Source organism: Adhaeribacter swui, from assembly GCF_014217805.1.
GTDB lineage: Bacteria > Bacteroidota > Bacteroidia > Cytophagales > Hymenobacteraceae > Adhaeribacter > Adhaeribacter swui.
The window spans coordinates 4942871-4960845 of sequence record NZ_CP055156.1 but is presented as its reverse complement, the minus strand read 5'-3'; the positions used below and the strand labels follow the sequence as shown (position 1 = coordinate 4960845).

Below are 17975 nucleotides of genomic sequence, written 5' to 3'. Positions count from 1 at the left end.
TAGTTTTATACGTTAAAGCTGAGCTTCTAAAGAAATAATTGTTAATTCTGATTAGAGAAAATAGATTTAATAAAAATCCTGGTAATTAAAGGAATGCGTTTAAATTGTTTACGTTTTATCCGGTTTAAAATAATAGGAAAGTAGCTCAAGTAAACAAAAGGTAAATACTTGGAGTAATACCGTTTGGTAATTTTTAATTTGTTAGTGATGCTATAATAATCAGATAATTCACTTTTGTTGTTTATAGCGGTATTATTACTACCAATGGATGCGCCTTCTTTATGATAGACTACAGACTGAGGACACAAAGCAATAGTAAAACCTTTTTCTCTGCCTCGGATTAACCAGTCTACTTCTTCATAGTAAAGGAAATAATCTTCGGCCATTAAACCAACTTCTTTTATAAAGGTCTTCGGCAAAAACATGGAGGCGCCAACTACATAATGGCTTTGAGCGGGAGTAAAATGGTCGTATTGATCTTTGTCTTCTTCATTCATGCCGATGTGGCGGGAATTACCAGTTAAGGGATTATATTCTCCCATAATTGCCTGAATAGTTTTGGGCTTATGATAGTACAATAGTTTTGACCCTAACATCCCTAATGATCTATTACTTGCGCTTAAAAAGTTAAATTTTGTTACCAAAACATCAATCGAATCATTCGGAACTACAGTATCATTATTTAACAACCAAATAAAATCAGCGTTGTTAGCCAAAGCTAACTTTATTCCTAGGTTATTACCTCCCGCAAATCCTAAGTTTACTGCTGATTTTAATATAATAATTTTAAAATCAGCTATGTTTTTTTCAGTAGATGAATCATCCAGGATTTTAAGTTGTACTGGCTTAGAAACTAAGGGAAGAATCAAACTACTTAAAGCATTATCATCGGATACTTTAACTTCAATTTCTCCTTTAGCCCAATTAATTAATTTTTCTAAAGAATCATTGGTAGATTTATTATCTACAACAATAATATTAAAGTTACTATAATTTACCTTAAGTAAACTTTCCAGACATTCAATAGTATCTTTCCAACCATTATAATTTACTAATACTACTGAAACCTTCGATGTCATTTTGAAGACTTAATTAACTGTTTACCATAAAATAATATCTTACCTAAATCAATAACCGGGAAATACTTATTTTTAAAAATATGATAAACAGCCCCCATAAAGGAGGATTCTTCGGTTACAATTTTTATTTTATCCTTAAATGAAGAACCTTTACCTAAAAAAAGGTCATACAAAGCAATTGAAATTAATATTTTTTTTAATTTTATTAATTGCGCATCAATAGTTTCTTCTATTTCCTTGTCATGAACCTGTTTTTTTAAATTTAATTTCATTTCATATTCTACATACCGCATAGACCAAATACTTTTACTCATACTGGTGCTATGAACACGGACTAAGGCCAAAGATTTTGGGAAGTCTACATATTGAAAATTTAGGTTATTTAAAGCGCATCTTAACCAAAATTCCCAATCTTCTAAAAACTTATATGATTCGTTAAAATAACCTGCCTTACTAAACACAGATTTCCTGATTAAAGGACAGTTGGAAGCAAAAATATTATTTTCAATTAAATGATTAATTACTTCTTTACCGGAACCCGATACATTCGGCATCCAATATTTATTGATTCTATTCATTGAGTACAGCCTTTCTTGAGGAAAATCTGTTCGAAAATAGCGAACAGAACTGTAAACAATATCTACTTCCGGATTATCATTCAGAAATTTATTATGAACTTCAAGTTTACAAATTTCTATAAGATCATCAGCATCAAGTAGTTGTATGTAAATGCCTTTGCTTTCTAAAATACCGGAATTGCGAGCAGAAGAAAGACCTTTATTAGTCTGATAAAGGTATCGAAATCTATGATCATTCTCGCCATAGCTTTTTATAACAGCGGAAGAATTGTCCGTTGATCCATCGTCCACAATAATACATTCCCAATCAGTAAAAGTTTGCTCTAAAAGGCAATCTAAGGTTTTAGATATAAATTTACCATAATTAAAGCAAGGAATAATTATTGAAATAGTTGGCATAGAAAACAAATCCATTTATCTAAAATACAGAAATCAAACTTTGAGTATTTTTAAGGCTTTAACTTTATTATTAGTTAGTAATATACAGGTATAAATACCTGGAGAAAAAAATGATAAATCCAGATTAGTATAATAATCTCCTGCAGCCTCCTTTTTACCTTGAACTAACAATTTAACTTCTTTGCCTACTGCGTTAATAACTTTTAAAGTTATATCACCTGGCTGATCCAACGAATATTTAACAATAGCCTGGTCTTTTATAGGATTAGGAATACAATAAAAACCTGCTGTATTTATATTAACTAAATTATTGCGGTTTAACTGGGATGAAAAATTAAAATTTGTTTCTAAAACTACCATTCCCCCTCCTTCTATTTTATCTATGTTTGTAACATATTTATTCATGCTATTTACATGAGTAAAATAAATTCCGGTTTTACCACTAGTTCCTTCTCCATGATTGATTGAACTGTACTTATAAATATCTACTAAATTACTAGCTTTGATATAAACATCTACATTATTTATTGATTCAAGGGATTTGTTTACTAAATAAATATAGAATTTGTTGCTATTCTTTTTGTCTTTGAAAATTCCTAATAAAACATTATCGTTAGATACATGGGAAATAATTGGCGTTCTTGGATTTAATACTTGATAATTCGGGTATTTATCATATTTATCTTGATTAGTTAAATGGAAGGTTCCCAAATACTCACTATTCATAGTAATAGGTCCTACAATGTCTTTTAAAAAACTGTTAATATTTTTTACAATGAAATACTTTTTAGTAGGCTTACCATTTCGATCAACAAGAGCATCCGAATATTTAAATTCATCTAAGGCGGGCACCGTTTCATAAGAAAAATGCAGAATGCCTTTAGCCCCATAAGCTAAAGGACAAAAAGACATAAATTTTAAATGTTTTTCTTCAGGCTCTAAATAATCTAAATGCTTTGAAGTATTTGTGTAAAACCAAAAAGGCCGGTCATTGGCATATTTTCTAATTTGCTCAATATTCTGAAAATATCCTAAACGGATTGATTTACTTAAAAAAGGATAAAAATCGTATGAAGCAACTTGAATATTAGAAGATAGCCCGGCAGAATCAGCCAAATAAGTTCTTAAATACTTATCATAATCTTTACTTTTTGTAAATGCATAGCCAGGCAATAGATTAACATAAGACATTTTAACCGGGTCAATATTATTAAAATATTTTACCCAAGGTTTAACAAATAAAGAATCAGATATTTGCGGTTCATCAATTAGTCGATATCCATACAATGCACTCCTTTGCGTTGGACTTAAATTTAAATAAAATTTTTTTACTAGATCCGCGGCTAATGGATTAAAAGGCTTTAAATGAAAAAAACGATCGTCAGCAACAATCATTTTCAATCCTAATTTATGCGCCAAATCTAATTGATACATAGTTTCCTGTTCGCTTCTATCTACTGTTTGATACCGATCATCTCTATATCCTGTTAATAAATTAAAATGGGCATTCTTGGCTAATAAAAAAGATAAAGAATCTTTTACATGATCTTTATCCGAAGATAATGATGGATCCAAGTATGTACCAATAACAAATTCTTCTTGCTTCCATTGAGCGGCCAATGGTAAACTAATTTGAATAAACCATATGAATAACAAATGTAACTTCATAAACCGAGTTAATTTGATAAACATTAATATACAATCTAAAAATTTTACATGGTTTTAGTTTGATACTTAATCAAACTTTTTAGAAGTATTTTACCTAGATCTTTATAGCCAATGTTGGCTAATCTAAATAAAGGAAAATTTAAAAATTTAAAAAACCCTTTTAAACCTGTACCAGAATTTCCGCAAATTACCATATAACGTTCAAGTATTACTTTGTGAAAAGCAGTAATAGGAAATTTATTATTTCTTAAATTAGCTTCGTATATTTTAATTAGCCAATTTTTGCTATGCTCAATAAATTCTAAACTTCTTTCTACTTTAAAACCAGCCACCTTTATATGAAGGTCAAACTCTTTTTCGGTTGGTGTAATTCCTAGTTCGCGTAATTGGTATAACAATATTTTTTTTACTGCCTCATCTGCTACTTTAGCCTTAGTAATTGAAATATTAGAATCATGCACTCTGTAATAAGTTAAGTTTTGTTGAATAATCTTAAACTTAGCTATTTCAGCTAACCGGACCCACAAATCATAATCTTCTGCAGGCGGGAACTCATCACGATAAATGATGCCCTTTAGAGCTTTTTTTCTGATCATTACCGAGGATTGGGCAATATAGTTATTAAAAAAAAGTTGTGCTTTAATATATTCTGAAGAACCTGTATACTTTATAGTTTTAACTTGATTATTGTTTGAGTCAATTATAATTATATTCGAACTAACTAACCCGCAATCAGGGTGACTATCCAGAAAATCTACTTGGATTTTAAGTCTGGCTTTTAAAGCTAAATCATCACAATCTAAAATAGCTATGTATTCTCCTCTGGCTTCCCGTAAGCCTTTATTCCTGGTAGAAACTAAACCTAAATTTTTTTCATTATGTATAATTCGTATTCGGGGATCATTAAAGCTCTCCACAATTTTGATACTATCATCAGTTGAACCGTCGTTAATTATTAGTAATTCAAAATTTTTAAAAGTTTGCTGTAGTACACTGCTAACAGATTGATGAATGTAAGCCTCTCCATTATAAACAGCCATTAAAACTGTTACTTTAACTGTATTCATCTATCTATTTTGGAATTAATAATATTTACTTTATCCTGCTTTCTTTCTACATATTCTAAAGCAACGTACTGGTGAACACTGGTATTAACAAAATGTTGCAATTTTAAAAAATCAATCTGATAACCTTCATTCCACTTTTTAAGAAAATACGCTACGTCTTCTTCCGCCGAAATATTATTATTTTCTTCTTGAACTTTATTGCATGGAATATTTAAAATTTTAGCTTTCCAGTACGCAACACCTTTTCTTTTTAAATACAAGGGAGCAAATGTTTGCATTTCTTCTTCCAAAGAATTTGGCGCTTTAAAATTCATTAACGGGAGCATACTTTTGATTTCAAATGTTGAAAATAAATGTCCATCTACCGAAAGGGGATAATGCCAATCCAAAGTACCTTCATCCCAGTTCCAGTAAATCTTATCGTCTGCAATCCCCGCTTCTTTTTCTTGAAAGAACAAAGGTAATGGTTGTTCTTTTTGCAACGTGTAACAGAAGTTTAAATGTTTGCCTAACCTTAGGGAAGCTACATACTGGTTTGTATTAATACTTACAAAATCCCTAATATTTAAAGGCTCAGTAAATACGATGTCATCTACCAGGAAAAAGATTTTTGTGGATTTAATATTTTGAATTAACTGTATTAAATCTTGCCGGAAACTTTGTTCTTTTACAAAATTAAAATTATGGCCAGCTACGCATTTTCTTACTTCTTGATAGCTTTTTTCTTGTTGATCAGAAGATGATCTATATAAAATATGAGTTTTAATTGGTTCTGAAAAATTGTAAATTATACTTTCTAATAAAGCATACAATTGCATCGCCCTATCTTTGGAAAAGATAATTAACTCTACTGATAAAGGTTCTTCTAAATTATGTTGAAAGTGCTCTGGATTAGAATTTAAAACTAAACTTTCTAAAAAGGAAATGTATTTGTTTTCGGCAGCTATTTGCTGACGACCTCTTACCTGAAGATGTGTTTCTTTTAAAATTTTATTTAAAATACGAAGAATAGATGCTTTCATAGATGAGTTTACTTCTTTTTAAACCAAAAGCAACCGCAGCCATATTCTTGCTTATCTGACATTTCTTGGGTAGCATTTGTTATTAATCCGGCAACTTTCGGATCATCAGGTACTAGCGAAAAACCAACTAATTCTAATTCTTTAAAATAACTCTGTATTTGCGAGAAAGAGTAAATACGATGGGCATTAAACATGATTTTGGGCTTACCAACTGGTGTTACAAACAATAATGTTCCATCTTTCTTTAAAACGCGTTTAAGTTCATTAATTGCTTTTAAATCTCCCTGCGGATCAATGGGTTCACCATATCTTCCCAAGCCAATATGCTCAATTACATGCATACAAGATAAAGAGCTTACGCTGTTATCAGCAAACGGCAGATTATGTAAATCGCCATGTTGTGAATCTAAATTAGATAAGTTTAAATGGGCTGGCCTGTAATCATAAAATTTAACAGGTATAAAAGCAGAAAGCATGGTACAAAAACTCAAACTGGAAGATATATCAATATGAAACTCCGGGTTTGTTTCTTTAATAATTCTGGCTGCCCAGGCCGGATGTAGGATGTAATGCCGGTCAAAATCAGTAGCAACTGTCCGGTCGTTCATACAAGGATAAATATTACTGGCACTTATTTCAAAACGGTTATCCGCTAGTAATTCAGTTTTCTTGCGAAACAATTTAAACTCATTCCAGAACGCAGGCGCTCGTTTAATAAATGCTATATTAGCGCAACGTAAAACTAAATCTCTCATTTTAGGTTAAAAATTAGTGGTAAACAGCAGCAAGTTTTAACTTCTGTTTTAATTTATAATTTTGAAAAAACGTAAGCAGAAACCAGGTAAAATTACTTAGTAAAAAAGCAGTAGCAACACCAAACAATCCAAAATATTTAATAAAAATGCAATTGATAAAAATATTAATTAACGATGAAATTAACACATTTTGAACCAGTAACTTAGATTTATTTTGATATATCATTAGGGCAGCAAAAACCTGAGCTAATAAACTAAAGGCAAACCCGAGTACTAATATAGGAATAAGGGATAAGGATTCACTAAAACTTTCATCTATCATTAAGTTTGCCCCTAAATAGCTTATAATACTTAGTAAGAAAAATATACAAATTACACCAACTATTAATTTTAAAGAATTTTGATTTAGGTTGTTTCTTTTAAATTTTTCAAAGATATAAGGATTATAAACACTCAATATTGGAGCAATCAAAAGAGGCTCAAACACTATTGCGAACTTAAAGGCAACAGAATAAATACCTACGCTTGAAGGTTGTAGAAAATAAGCAATCAACCAACGATCTGCTGCAATCATTAACCAGGACGAAAGCGAAGAGAGAATAAAAGGAATGCCCATTTTTAGAAGATCAGCTACCTCCTTTTTCTGAATTTTGTTTATACTGGCAAAGCTAAAATATTCTTTATTTTTGGTTATAATAAATAAAGCCGTTAATAGTAGTACTGCAAAGTTTGAAAATAATATTCCTGATATACCCAACCGATAGTAGTAGACTAATATGACATTAAGGACAAGTACCAGTATTCCGGAAAGTAATTTAAAATTAGTGAGAAATACGGCCTTTTTTTCTAATTGTGAAATTGAAAAAAAATTAAGTTGAAAAAACGTTAAAAATGCTGATAATAAAATTAACGTTATAATGCTAAACGAATTATTAGGTAAAGAAAAAATATTATTATTTAACAAAAAGATGGCAGTTAATGCAAATAAAGGCACAGCTAATCCTATATAGATTAAATTAATTTTAGTTAAAAAAGTCTTTTTTTCTTCTTTATTTAATTTAAAATATTTAATAAAAACGAGTTGTGTTAAACCAAACCCATAGATAATACTCAGGATACTAATTACTGTGTTAATTAATTCTAGTTGGCCAAATTCTTCTGGTTTTAATATTTTAGTGTATATGGGTATTAAAAAAAAAGTAACTCCTTTTAAAAAAATTGCACCAAATGAGTATACAAAAAAGTTTTTTATAACTTCACTTTTTATATACTTCTTTATTAAATCAATCATTAAAATTAAGATGAATTAGACTTTTCTATTGAAAAATCATTTTTATAAATTTTAAATTCGAACTAGTATTCAAATTATTTATTAACTTAAAATCTGTTTTATAGCTATAACTTTTTTAGAACTCTTTGCTTCGATATTTGCCTGTTACTAACTATTAAATTACTTTAAAGATGCCAGTGTTTTTGTGTGCTTTCCACTAAGCTCATGTAAATATTCTGGTGACTTTATTATTAAAAAAATTAATTTATTTGACAACTCTTGAAGTATTAGGTAAAAGGTTATATTATACTATTATTTTATAAAATTATTACCTATACTCTAGCTATAACATTTTAAACTAATTACTTTAAATTTAGCCTGAGTTTTTTAGTTAAATTAGTTGCAGGTTATTTTTGAGTGTAAGCTGCAAAGCTACTATACATTATGGATTTTTTAAAAATTTAATAATAAAGCACTTAAGCTATTAAAATATGTTTGTTTCATTATATAACAAATTATAAATATTAAATCTCCTTTAAAATCTAATACTTAATAATTTAGCTGTTTTAAACAATAATCTTTTGCTCTTTAATTAGTTCGTCGCTTATACCTTGAAATCAAATAAGGTTTAGTTTGCAACAGCTTAAACTATCAACTGTATTTTGCCATCGTAAAAGTGTAAAATTAAGTAATTTCCTAAGGATTTTTAAAATCCTATGTTTTCAGGCGGAAAAAACTATAAATTCGTATTTCATTTATTTTCCTAATGAATCATCCAGAGAATACTAAATCTAAAAGTCCGGATTCCAGTGAAGAAGAAATTGACCTCGGTAAACTATTCGTAGCCGTAGGTAAGGCTATAAGTAATTTTTTTAAAAATTTACTGAGGTTCTTCTTTTTAACTATTGATATAACTTTTGCTAAATATAAAATAATTCTTGCCTTAATTGTATTGGGGGCTTTGTCAGGAATAGGTTATTACTTTTATGTAAAGCCTTATTACGAATCCCGGATGACTTTAAATTCAGCCTATTACCGGGGTGAGTTTTTAGGTAACTCCATTCAGAACCTGGATCGGTTATGCGGTGAAGGCAATTACCGGGTATTGGCTAACCTATTAAAAATAAGCCCCGAAAAAGCTAAAACCCTTCGTAAAATTGAAGTGGATAAAATGATTTCGCCCAACATGAAAATGCTGATTGACCTTTATAAGAATAACGAGGGAAGTCAGCGCCGGCTAGATTCACTTATCTTAAACCACAGCGACTCTACTTTTCAGATTAAAGTGCAAGTGTATGATACTACCACGTTGGTGGGTTTAGATACTACACTTGTTAACTATATTAAAAACAACAAGTTTGTTAATAAACGTATTGCCATCGAAAGAAAAAACTTACTTAACCGCAGGGCCAAATTAGCTCGGGAATCCCAAAACTTAGATACCTTAAAAAGATACATGGCACTAAGTTATATTACCCGAGGATCCGGAAAAGAAGGAACCAACGTCACTTTAAATGACAAAGAATCTGATCCAATAAATGTTTACCGCGAGGATTTCCGGATTTATGACCAACAATTGCAAATAGACCGGCTTTTATATATAAATTCTGAAATCGAGATTATTGATCGGTTTATTACTTTCGGTAAACCTGCCAGCGGCACTATTGAAAAACAAGCAATTAAAGGTGCTATTGCCGGACTTTTAGTTGGTTTCTTATACGTGTTTTACCTTATTCTTCGAGATGGTTTAAGAAGGCTGCGCACTGTGGTAGAGGATTAATCTCATAATCTATAATTTACATACTGCTTTGCTTATTTAATGGAAAGTAAGCTTTAGGCTTCAGACGGATTTTTAAATATTTTTCAATTTTTTAGAAAAATATAGCTCGCTATTACGGCTATTACAATTTTTCTAAAGCCAAACCGCATTTCTACTTTTAAACTTAAAATTTATTGTTTGCAATCAGAGGAAAAGAATATATTTGAAGGTTCGTACCAATCCTTTATTCTAAATTATGAAAAAAATTAAAGTAGGTGTAGCAGGTTTAGGCTTTATTGGCCCTGCCCACATCGAAGCGCTCCGCCGCCAACCGGATATAGAAGTAATTGCTATTAACGATTTTAGCGAAGAATATGCCCGCTCCAAGGCCGATAGCTTAGGCATTGAAAAATCGTACGGCGACTTCGACAAAATGCTGGCTGACCCGGAAATTGAAGTGGTGCACATCTGTACGCCTAACTTTCTGCATTATCCAATGGCAAAAGCTGCTTTGTTGGCCGGTAAGCACGTGGTTTGCGAAAAGCCTTTGGCCAACACCGTAGCCGAAGCCGAAGAACTAGTGGAACTAGCCGCTAAAACAGGTTTAGTAAATGCAATTCACTTTAACCTGCGTTATTACCCATTAATCCGCCACATGCGGGCAATGCGGGTAAAAGGCGAATTAGGCAATGTGCACTCGGTAATTGGTTCTTATTTGCAGGATTGGCTTTTTTATGCCACCGATTATAACTGGCGGCTGGAACCAGATAAATCCGGCGAATCGCGGGCTATTGCGGATATTGGCTCGCACTTAATAGACTTAATCGAATACATTACCGGCTTAGAGATTACGGCCGTTATGGCTGATTTTGCTACGGTACACCCTAACCGGAAAAAGCCAACCAAACCTATCGAGACGTATTCCGGCAAAATGTTGCAGCCCGAAGATTACCAGGAGGTGCCCATCAATACCGAAGATTATGCTACCGTTATGATCCGGTTTAACGATGGCAGCAAAGGCGTAGTAACGGTAAGTCAGGTTTCGGCAGGACGTAAAAACCGCTTGGCCCTGGAAATTTCCGGATCAAACCAAACGGTATCCTGGGTTTCAGAATCACCAAACAGCTTATGGATCGGAAAACGTGATAGTGCCAATGAAGTGTTAATGCGCGATCCGGCCTTGGTTCACCGCGAAAGTGCCGCTTTAATATCTTTCCCAGGTGGTCATAACGAAGGTTTCCCGGATACTTCTAAGCAATTATTTAAAGAAGTATATGCCGCCGTACGCGAGGGCAAACAACCCGCTGAGCCAAGCTATCCTACCTTTGCCGATGGCTTACGCGAACTGGTTTTATGCGATAAAATTATTGAAAGCAACAAAAAACAAGCTTGGGTACAGGTTTAAAAATATAAAAAATTTAAAAAAGGCATATTCTGCTAGTCGGAATAGGCCTTTTTTATGTAGAAGCGGTTTAGCATTCTAAAATCGAGTTATTAAAGGTACCAACTAGTAGCAAGTAGTTATTTATGGAGCTATCCCGTTTTGGTAATGCAGACACCCCCAAAGGCAAGGTTGCCTCTTGTTTTATAAAGGTTTAACAGCTTCACAGTTAGCCCTAATAATTTTAAGTTAGTTATAACGTAAAAAATTTAATTAAACTTTAGCTACCTTCTTTATCATAAAGCGGCATTTTTTACGTTCTAGCAATGGAACCGTATTAATACGTAATTAAATGAATTAATACTTCTGTATCCTTGTTACTATAACTTATCCTTACACTTAAATTTTATTCACTTTCTAACTCTAAACTGTAAATTCCAACACCACTTTCGTAATGAGTTAAGCTTTTAAGTTTGCTCCACTATAAAAAGTCTTATACTTATTTCAGATTAAAAAGTGCCTGGCAGTTTAACTCCGCCTCCGCCCGCTTTATAAGTTGCAGTATTGTAATTCTTTCTATGATTACCCTTTTACTTTACAACGCAACTATTATTTATGTCATCAAAAATCAAGTTTACCAATACCCATAAATCCACTTTTTTTGCTACCACCCGGCTACGGGTCGAAAAGCATTTTCAGGAAAACGCTACTTCCAGGCACGCTAATATGGCCATGTGGGGAAAAACTATTTTTTACCTCACCGGATTTCTGGGGCTTTACTTGCTTATAATTTCTAACTATTTTTCTATCTGGCCCATGTTTTCCTTAGCTATCTTGCTTGGGGTGTTTAGTGCTTTTATAGGTTTTAACATTTGCCACGATGCTATTCACGGCTCTTTTTCTTCTAATACTAAAGTAAATAAAGTATTTAGCTTTTTATTTAATTTGATTGGCGCCAGCCCTTACATCTGGAATATTTCGCATAATGTAGTGCATCATACCTACACCAATATTCCGGGCCACGACGAAGATATTGAGGTGGCACCTGGCCTTATCCGGATTTCGGAAGAAGAAAAAGTTTTTAAAATTCAACGTTTTCAGCATTTATATGCTTTTGGACTGTACAGCTTAGCGTCCCTGTCGTGGGTTTTCCGGAAAGATTTTGTTAAGTTTTTTCAAAAAAAGATTGGTGAACATCCTACCGTAAATCATCCGAAACGGGAATATTTTAATTTGTTTTTTTATAAAGCCATTTATTACTTCTTATTTATCGCTTTGCCCTTATTGCTGATTGATATTACGTGGTGGCAGTTTGTGATTGGCTTTGTAGGCATGCACCTGGCGGAAGGCCTTACCATGGGTTTAGTATTTCAATTAGCGCACGTGGTAGAGGGTACTGATTTTCCGGTACCCAACGAACAAGGCAATATAGAAGAAGCCTGGGCAGATCACCAGATGCGCACCACAGCTAATTTTGCTACTAATAGTAAATTAGCGGGCTTTTTCTTAGGAGGCCTTAACCGGCAAATTGAGCATCATTTATTCCCGAAGGTGTGCCACATTCATTATCCGGTAATTGCCAAAATTGTAAAACAAACAGCTTTAGAGTTTAATATTCCCTACATCGAAAGCCCTACTTTTTTTGCTGCCTTGCAATCGCATTACCGCATGCTAAAGAAATTTGGCCAAACAGCCTATAAAGAACAAAATTCATTAATCCGGGTGGCCGCTTAATGCATAAGTTGGTTTGATCTAAAATTTTAAATTTAGCCTAAATAAAAACCTCTTTATTCTACATAAAGGGTTTTTATCTGGGCTTTTGCCTTTACAAATCCCTTTGCTGTATACTTTGGTTTGTAAGCCGAACCATAACGGTAAATAAACTATTCTGCATTAAAATTTAAATAATACTACCAGCAAAGGATTTTACCACTTCTTGCGGAGTATACTGCGGCGTAGCGCCCTGACAAGTGGCTACATAAGCGCCAATTAAACAAGCTTGGCGTAAGCAAACAGCCAAAGGTTGGGCTTGCAGGTAATTACTCAGGAAGGTAGCTAAAAAAGCATCGCCGCTGCCAATAGTATCTTCTACTTCTATTTTAAACCCCGGATGTTCCAGGTATTCTTCCGAAGATAAAACGGCCGCTCCATTTTCGCCGCGGGTTAAGATGAGCAATGGGATGTTAAAGTTCTTTTGAAGATAAGATAATTTTTGTTGCTCATTACCAGTAACTTGTACCCATGATGATAATATTTGTAACTCCTGATGATTGAGCTTTAGCACATCGGCAAATTGTAACAGCACCTGGATACGTTCCGGGGTAAAGTGTGGCGGACGCAGGTTTACGTCAAATACTTTTAATTTGGCTAGCGGCAAGTAGTGCAACAAGGTTTCGCGGGTGGTAGCGCTACGAGCGGCCAAACTTCCGTACACAAAAACGTCTGAATCTTTTACGAGCCCGGCGGCTTTTGGCTCGTATTGGATGTAATCCCAGGCAACGGGTTCTACTATTTCATAAGTTACTTCATTCCGGTTATCGACGTTAACTTTTACTACTCCGGTTAAATGCGTTTGGCTTACCTGCACGTAAGCGGTACTCACTTGCTTTGATTTTAAAAATTGCAATAAAGCTGCGCCTAAATCATCGATTCCTACGCTGCTAATAACCAGAGGCTCGTAGTTATTGTATTTTAGATGAATGGCAACATTCATGGGCGCTCCTCCGGGTAATTTGCCACTGGGTAACATATCCCATAAGGTTTCCCCGAAACAGATAATTTTATGATTCATGATATCCTGAGTATTTAAGTAGAAAGTTGCCAATTAATGCATTACCACGGTGTGCCCGATTTCTTCCAGCGAAGTTCCCTTGGTTTCGGGCATCAGGCGCCAAACAAACAGCAATTGCAGGATCATCATGCCGGTAAAAATCAGGAAAGTATTGCCGCCGCCTAGAGTTTCGGTAATATACGGAAAAGAAAAAGCAATAAGAGCGGCCATAATCCAATGCGTAAAGCTACCTAAAGCCTGACCCGAGGCGCGAACCTGGTTCGGAAAAATTTCGGAAATAAATACCCAAATAACAGCCCCCTGCGAAAAAGCAAAAAAAGCAATATACACAAACAGGTAAATAGGTACAGCTATGCCGCTAAACTCTTCTAAATAAAAAGCTTTTGCTACTAAGCCTAAAGTTATTATTAAACCTACAGAACCAATAAACATCAGGGTGCGACGGCCAAACCGGTCAATGAAATTTACGGCTAATAATGTAAACAAAAAGTTTACTAACCCGATACCCGCTGAAGAAAGTAAAGCAGAACTTTTGCCTAAACCTACCATTTCGAAGATGCGGGGCGCGTAATAAATAATGGCGTTAATACCCGACATTTGATTAAAAAAGGCAAACAACACGGCCAAAGAAATAGGCGTGGCATAAGCTCCGGAAAACAAACTGGTTTTGCTGACCTGACTTGATGCATTTTGCCCGGAAGCTTGTATCTCCGCAATCATTTGGCTAATGTCGGCTTCGGGGTTGGCGGTGCGTAAGGTTTTTTGGGCTTCGGCTAAACGGTTTCTTTTTAAAATTAGCCACCGCGGACTCTCCGGCACAAACAATACCGCTACCAAAAATATAAAGGAAGGCACCGCCTGGATGCCCAGCATCCAGCGCCAATCTTGCTCGCCGGTGCCGGCGAATAAGTAATTAGATAAATAAGACACTAAAATGCCAAACACCACATTAAACTGAAACATGGCCACCAGTTTACCTCGGGACTTAGCCGGCGCTATTTCTGAAATGTACAAAGGAGCAGTAACCGACGATACTCCTACGCCAATGCCGCCTAAAAATCTAAAAATTAAAAAAATGATCCAGTTAGGCGCCAGGGCCGTACCTAACGATGAAAGCAGATACAAAACGGCAATCCCCAATAAGGTAACCTTGCGGCCAAATTTATCCGACGGAAAGCCGCCTACAAGTGCCCCCAAAACAGTACCGATTAAAGCAATGGCAACCGTAAAACCATGTTCGAAGGTAGTTAACTGCCAGAGTTGCTGAATAGATTTTTCGGCCCCCGAAATTACTGCGGTATCAAAGCCAAATAAGAAGCCACCCAAAGCCACTATAATTGACCAGAAAAAAACCTTTTTGTTTGACATTTTAAGATGTATGTTAAAATTAGGGAACGCACTTTAGGGATAGAAAAATTATTTCTGGCTTTAGCTATTACCTGATTGTATTTACAAGTAAAGCCAGAAAAATTAAAAATTTAAAAATAAAGACACCAGCCGTATTTTACATTTGGCTAAAAAAAGCAAATTACCGGTTGCTGTAATAGCCCGCCATTGTTAGCAGGAATTTATGGGATTTAAATGGTAATTCGAAATTTTTTAAACCGCGCTGTTTAAGCATTTTAATTTAAGAACTATTAGGGCAGGCAAAATTAATAACAGAAACTTCATTAAAATAAAAGTAGCAGATAGGGTTTGCTTTTAGTTACTTGCAACTAGGCAAGCATTACTAACAAAGCACCCAATTCCGATGAAAAAACTCAGTGGCATTACTTTGTTTCTCTTACTTTTTGGGCAAATAGCACAGGGCCAGGCACGCTATACCTCAGCCAACGTGCATTCGCATAACGATTACCAGCAACCTGTTCCTTTTCATAATGCTTACCAGCACAAAGTAGGCTCTATTGAGGCAGATGTTTTTTTAAAAAATAACGAATTATACGTTGCCCACGAGCTAAAAGAAATTGCCCCAGAACGGACCCTGGATGCACTGTATTTAAAACCTTTGCAGCAGCAAATCCAAAAAAATAACGGAACAGCCTACCCTAATGCGCAAGCTGTATTACAAATATTAATAGATTTAAAAACGCCCGGGGCTTCTACTTTGCCCGTTCTGGTGCGAAAGCTGGAAAAATATCCCGAAATCAAAAATAACCGCACCATTCAAATTGTTATTAGCGGCGATAAGCCCGATCCATCAACCTGGGCTACGTTTCCAGGGTTTATTCATTTTGATGGTCTGCCGGGGCAGGTTTACAATCCGGAACAAGCCAAACGAGTATCGCTGGTGAGTGCTAATTTTCGGAAATACTCGCGCTGGAACGGTAAAGGCAAAATTGAAGCGGCCGAACTTACCAAAATTAAGCAGCTTATTGACAGCGTGCACCACCAAAATCAAAAAATGCGTTTTTGGGCTACGCCGGATAACGAAGATTCCTGGAAAACCCTCATGAACCAGGGCGTGGATTTTATTGGTACCGATGCTGTTACGGAGTTAACCACTTTTTTAAAAAATTACCGCCCAGCAAATTAAAATCTGCTTCGCCGGGCCATTCTATTTATCGGCCCCAATACCCGAGTAACCACCCACTGAAAATAGTAAAAGTCTTAACATTGTTGAGCGGTACCCTAAGCCAAGTTTACGTTGCCGGTAATTATAAAACCTGTAATCCTGCTTCTTTACTGGCTCCGGTATTTACTTCCGGCCTATTTTTAAATTTATAGAAGAGTTTACGAAAACACGGCCTTATTCAAAAAATAATGCGAGTAATCCGAAAATACCCTTAACTTTAAGAAACCTCTCCCCTCTGCGTTAAATTTAAAAAGCAGTGTGGGATATACTCAGAGCAAAAATTTTTAAAATAATTTTAATTTAGTCAAAGGGCATCAATGCTTCTATCGACTAAAAATGCTGTTTCTATGGATAAGGGCGCCGAAATGGAGAGAATAAAATTTCAGATTAATTTTTTACGGTACAGTCGGGGCAATATATTAGTACTTCGTAGTTTAATTGAAGATGCGCTGCAATTGCTCACGCCCCTTGAAGATCAGCTACAAAATTTTAGCCCGTTTACTACGCTTACCCGCAACCCGGAAAAATACTTATCGGTGGCAGCCATCAAAAACGAAGCTCATTTACAAGACAATTTTATTTTATCGCAACAACAAGCCTTGCAAGACATCGATCAGCTTCTTCATTATTTAAAAGAACATCATTAAACCAGTTCGGGTTATACTTAATTTGCCCGTAAATATTATTTTTAAATTTCAGCAATAATTATCCCGATTACTATTTACCGTAGCTACCCCTATGAAGCGCTACATTCAATACGAACCATTTAATATTTATCTTTTTACAGCCGAAACGTGGCAGCATCCGGTGCATAAGCACAGCTACTTCGAGATTATTTTTATCCGGAGCGGTACAGGTCAGCATTTTATTAACGGCAATACCTTTGACTATGCGTCCGGCGATGTTTTTCTGCTGGGTCCGGAAGATTACCATTATTTTGAAATTGAAGAAAAAACTACTTTTTGCTATTTGCGCTTTACCGAAGCTTTTGTACAGGACCCAGTTTCGTTTGCCGGTTCTAACTGGTCGCGCCCCATTCAATTATTATTAAACGCCCCGTACCAATCCTGCGGCAGCCTGGTTTCGGATGCCCAAGAAAAAGAACTGCTCGAACATTTACTTACGGTATTGTTGCAGGAATACGAACGAAACCTGGATAGTTCCTATGAGTTGATTATGAATGGTTTAATGAAAGCTATTCTGGGGATTTTAGCCCGTAATGTGGTGCAGGAAAAAGGCATTGCCACCAAAGATCCCAAAAGTGCTCAGCTCATTGAAGAAATTCTCTCGTATATCAGCCAGAATATTCAACAACCTGATTTATTGCGCGTTGACCAGTTAGTAGAAAAGTTTAATTATTCGCCGGCTTACTTAAGTATATTTTTTAAACGGCAAACCGGCGAGTCGCTGCAACAGTATATTTTAAAATATAAGTTAAAAATGATTCAGCATCGGTTACAATTCAGCAACCGGAGCATTTCGCAAATTACCTACGAGTTTGGTTTTACGGATGGCAGCCATTTAAATAAATTATTTAAAAAATATTACGGGGTAACACCTGGGGAGTTCCGCAGCAAGTTAGCCGAAAAAGCGAAATCCGAAACTCCTGCCCTAAATAGCATGGCCGGCTAAGT

The 17975-nt window shown here is 34.9% G+C and carries 15 protein-coding genes; 6 read left to right on the top strand and 9 right to left on the bottom strand.

Annotated elements, in window-relative coordinates:
* Nucleotides 1-41: 41 nt before the first annotated feature.
* From HUW51_RS20525 to HUW51_RS20495, 7 genes are read right to left on the bottom strand one after another with little or no spacing between them, the layout of a single operon-like run.
* Nucleotides 42-1079 (bottom strand): glycosyltransferase family 2 protein, encoded by a 1038-nt coding sequence (locus HUW51_RS20525; protein ID WP_185271483.1) that lies wholly within the window; start codon nucleotides 1077-1079, stop codon nucleotides 42-44.
* On the bottom strand, nucleotides 1076-2071 hold the full coding sequence (locus HUW51_RS20520) for a glycosyltransferase family 2 protein (protein WP_185271482.1): 996 nt from the start codon (nucleotides 2069-2071) through the stop codon (nucleotides 1076-1078). The genes HUW51_RS20525 and HUW51_RS20520 overlap by 4 nt, the downstream gene beginning before the upstream one ends.
* 18 nt (nucleotides 2072-2089) lie before the next feature.
* Nucleotides 2090-3724, bottom strand: a complete 1635-nt coding sequence (locus HUW51_RS20515; protein ID WP_185271481.1) for a T9SS type A sorting domain-containing protein — start codon at nucleotides 3722-3724, stop codon at nucleotides 2090-2092.
* A gap of 44 nt (nucleotides 3725-3768) precedes the next feature.
* On the bottom strand, nucleotides 3769-4791 hold the full coding sequence (locus HUW51_RS20510; protein WP_185271480.1) for a glycosyltransferase family 2 protein: 1023 nt from the start codon (nucleotides 4789-4791) through the stop codon (nucleotides 3769-3771).
* Entirely contained in the window at nucleotides 4788-5813 is a 1026-nt protein-coding gene (locus HUW51_RS20505; RefSeq protein WP_185271479.1) for a hypothetical protein, read from the bottom strand. Before HUW51_RS20505 ends, HUW51_RS20510 begins: the two co-directional genes overlap by 4 nt.
* Before the next feature lie 8 nt (nucleotides 5814-5821).
* Nucleotides 5822-6568 carry a DUF268 domain-containing protein gene (locus HUW51_RS20500; RefSeq protein WP_185271478.1) on the bottom strand — a complete coding sequence of 249 codons (747 nt, stop codon included), beginning with the start codon at nucleotides 6566-6568 and terminating at the stop codon, nucleotides 5822-5824.
* Nucleotides 6569-6581: 13 nt separating this feature from the next.
* Nucleotides 6582-7859 (bottom strand): oligosaccharide flippase family protein, encoded by a 1278-nt coding sequence (locus tag HUW51_RS20495; protein ID WP_185271477.1) that lies wholly within the window; start codon nucleotides 7857-7859, stop codon nucleotides 6582-6584.
* 745 nt (nucleotides 7860-8604) lie between these two features.
* On the opposite strand from HUW51_RS20495, the gene HUW51_RS20490 reads away from it, so the two are divergent.
* From HUW51_RS20490 to HUW51_RS20480, 3 genes are all read left to right on the top strand, one after another.
* Nucleotides 8605-9618: a hypothetical protein gene (locus tag HUW51_RS20490; protein WP_185271476.1), complete on the top strand. Its 1014-nt coding sequence runs from the start codon at nucleotides 8605-8607 to the stop codon at nucleotides 9616-9618.
* A gap of 235 nt (nucleotides 9619-9853) precedes the next feature.
* Nucleotides 9854-11002 (top strand): Gfo/Idh/MocA family protein, encoded by a 1149-nt coding sequence (locus tag HUW51_RS20485; protein WP_185271475.1) that lies wholly within the window; start codon nucleotides 9854-9856, stop codon nucleotides 11000-11002.
* A gap of 591 nt (nucleotides 11003-11593) precedes the next feature.
* Complete coding sequence (locus HUW51_RS20480; RefSeq protein WP_185271474.1) at nucleotides 11594-12712, top strand: fatty acid desaturase family protein; 1119 nt, start codon at nucleotides 11594-11596, stop codon at nucleotides 12710-12712.
* 166 nt (nucleotides 12713-12878) lie between these two features.
* Here HUW51_RS20480 and HUW51_RS20475 read toward each other — a convergent pair whose 3' ends face one another.
* Nucleotides 12879-13769, bottom strand: a complete 891-nt coding sequence (locus tag HUW51_RS20475) for a carbohydrate kinase family protein (protein WP_185271473.1) — start codon at nucleotides 13767-13769, stop codon at nucleotides 12879-12881.
* A 33-nt stretch (nucleotides 13770-13802) separates the two neighbouring features.
* Complete coding sequence (locus tag HUW51_RS20470) at nucleotides 13803-15137, bottom strand: sugar porter family MFS transporter (RefSeq protein ID WP_185271472.1); 1335 nt, start codon at nucleotides 15135-15137, stop codon at nucleotides 13803-13805.
* A gap of 382 nt (nucleotides 15138-15519) precedes the next feature.
* Between HUW51_RS20470 and HUW51_RS20465 the strand changes: the two genes are divergently transcribed.
* The 3 genes from HUW51_RS20465 (at nucleotide 15520) to HUW51_RS20455 (ending at nucleotide 17973) form a co-directional block, all read left to right on the top strand.
* Nucleotides 15520-16302 carry a phosphatidylinositol-specific phospholipase C/glycerophosphodiester phosphodiesterase family protein gene (locus tag HUW51_RS20465; protein ID WP_185271471.1) on the top strand — a complete coding sequence of 261 codons (783 nt, stop codon included), beginning with the start codon at nucleotides 15520-15522 and terminating at the stop codon, nucleotides 16300-16302.
* A 386-nt stretch (nucleotides 16303-16688) separates the two neighbouring features.
* On the top strand, nucleotides 16689-16988 hold the full coding sequence (locus HUW51_RS20460; protein WP_185271470.1) for a hypothetical protein: 300 nt from the start codon (nucleotides 16689-16691) through the stop codon (nucleotides 16986-16988).
* A 91-nt stretch (nucleotides 16989-17079) separates the two neighbouring features.
* On the top strand, nucleotides 17080-17973 hold the full coding sequence (locus tag HUW51_RS20455; RefSeq protein WP_185271469.1) for an AraC family transcriptional regulator: 894 nt from the start codon (nucleotides 17080-17082) through the stop codon (nucleotides 17971-17973).
* Nucleotides 17974-17975: the final 2 nt, after the last annotated feature.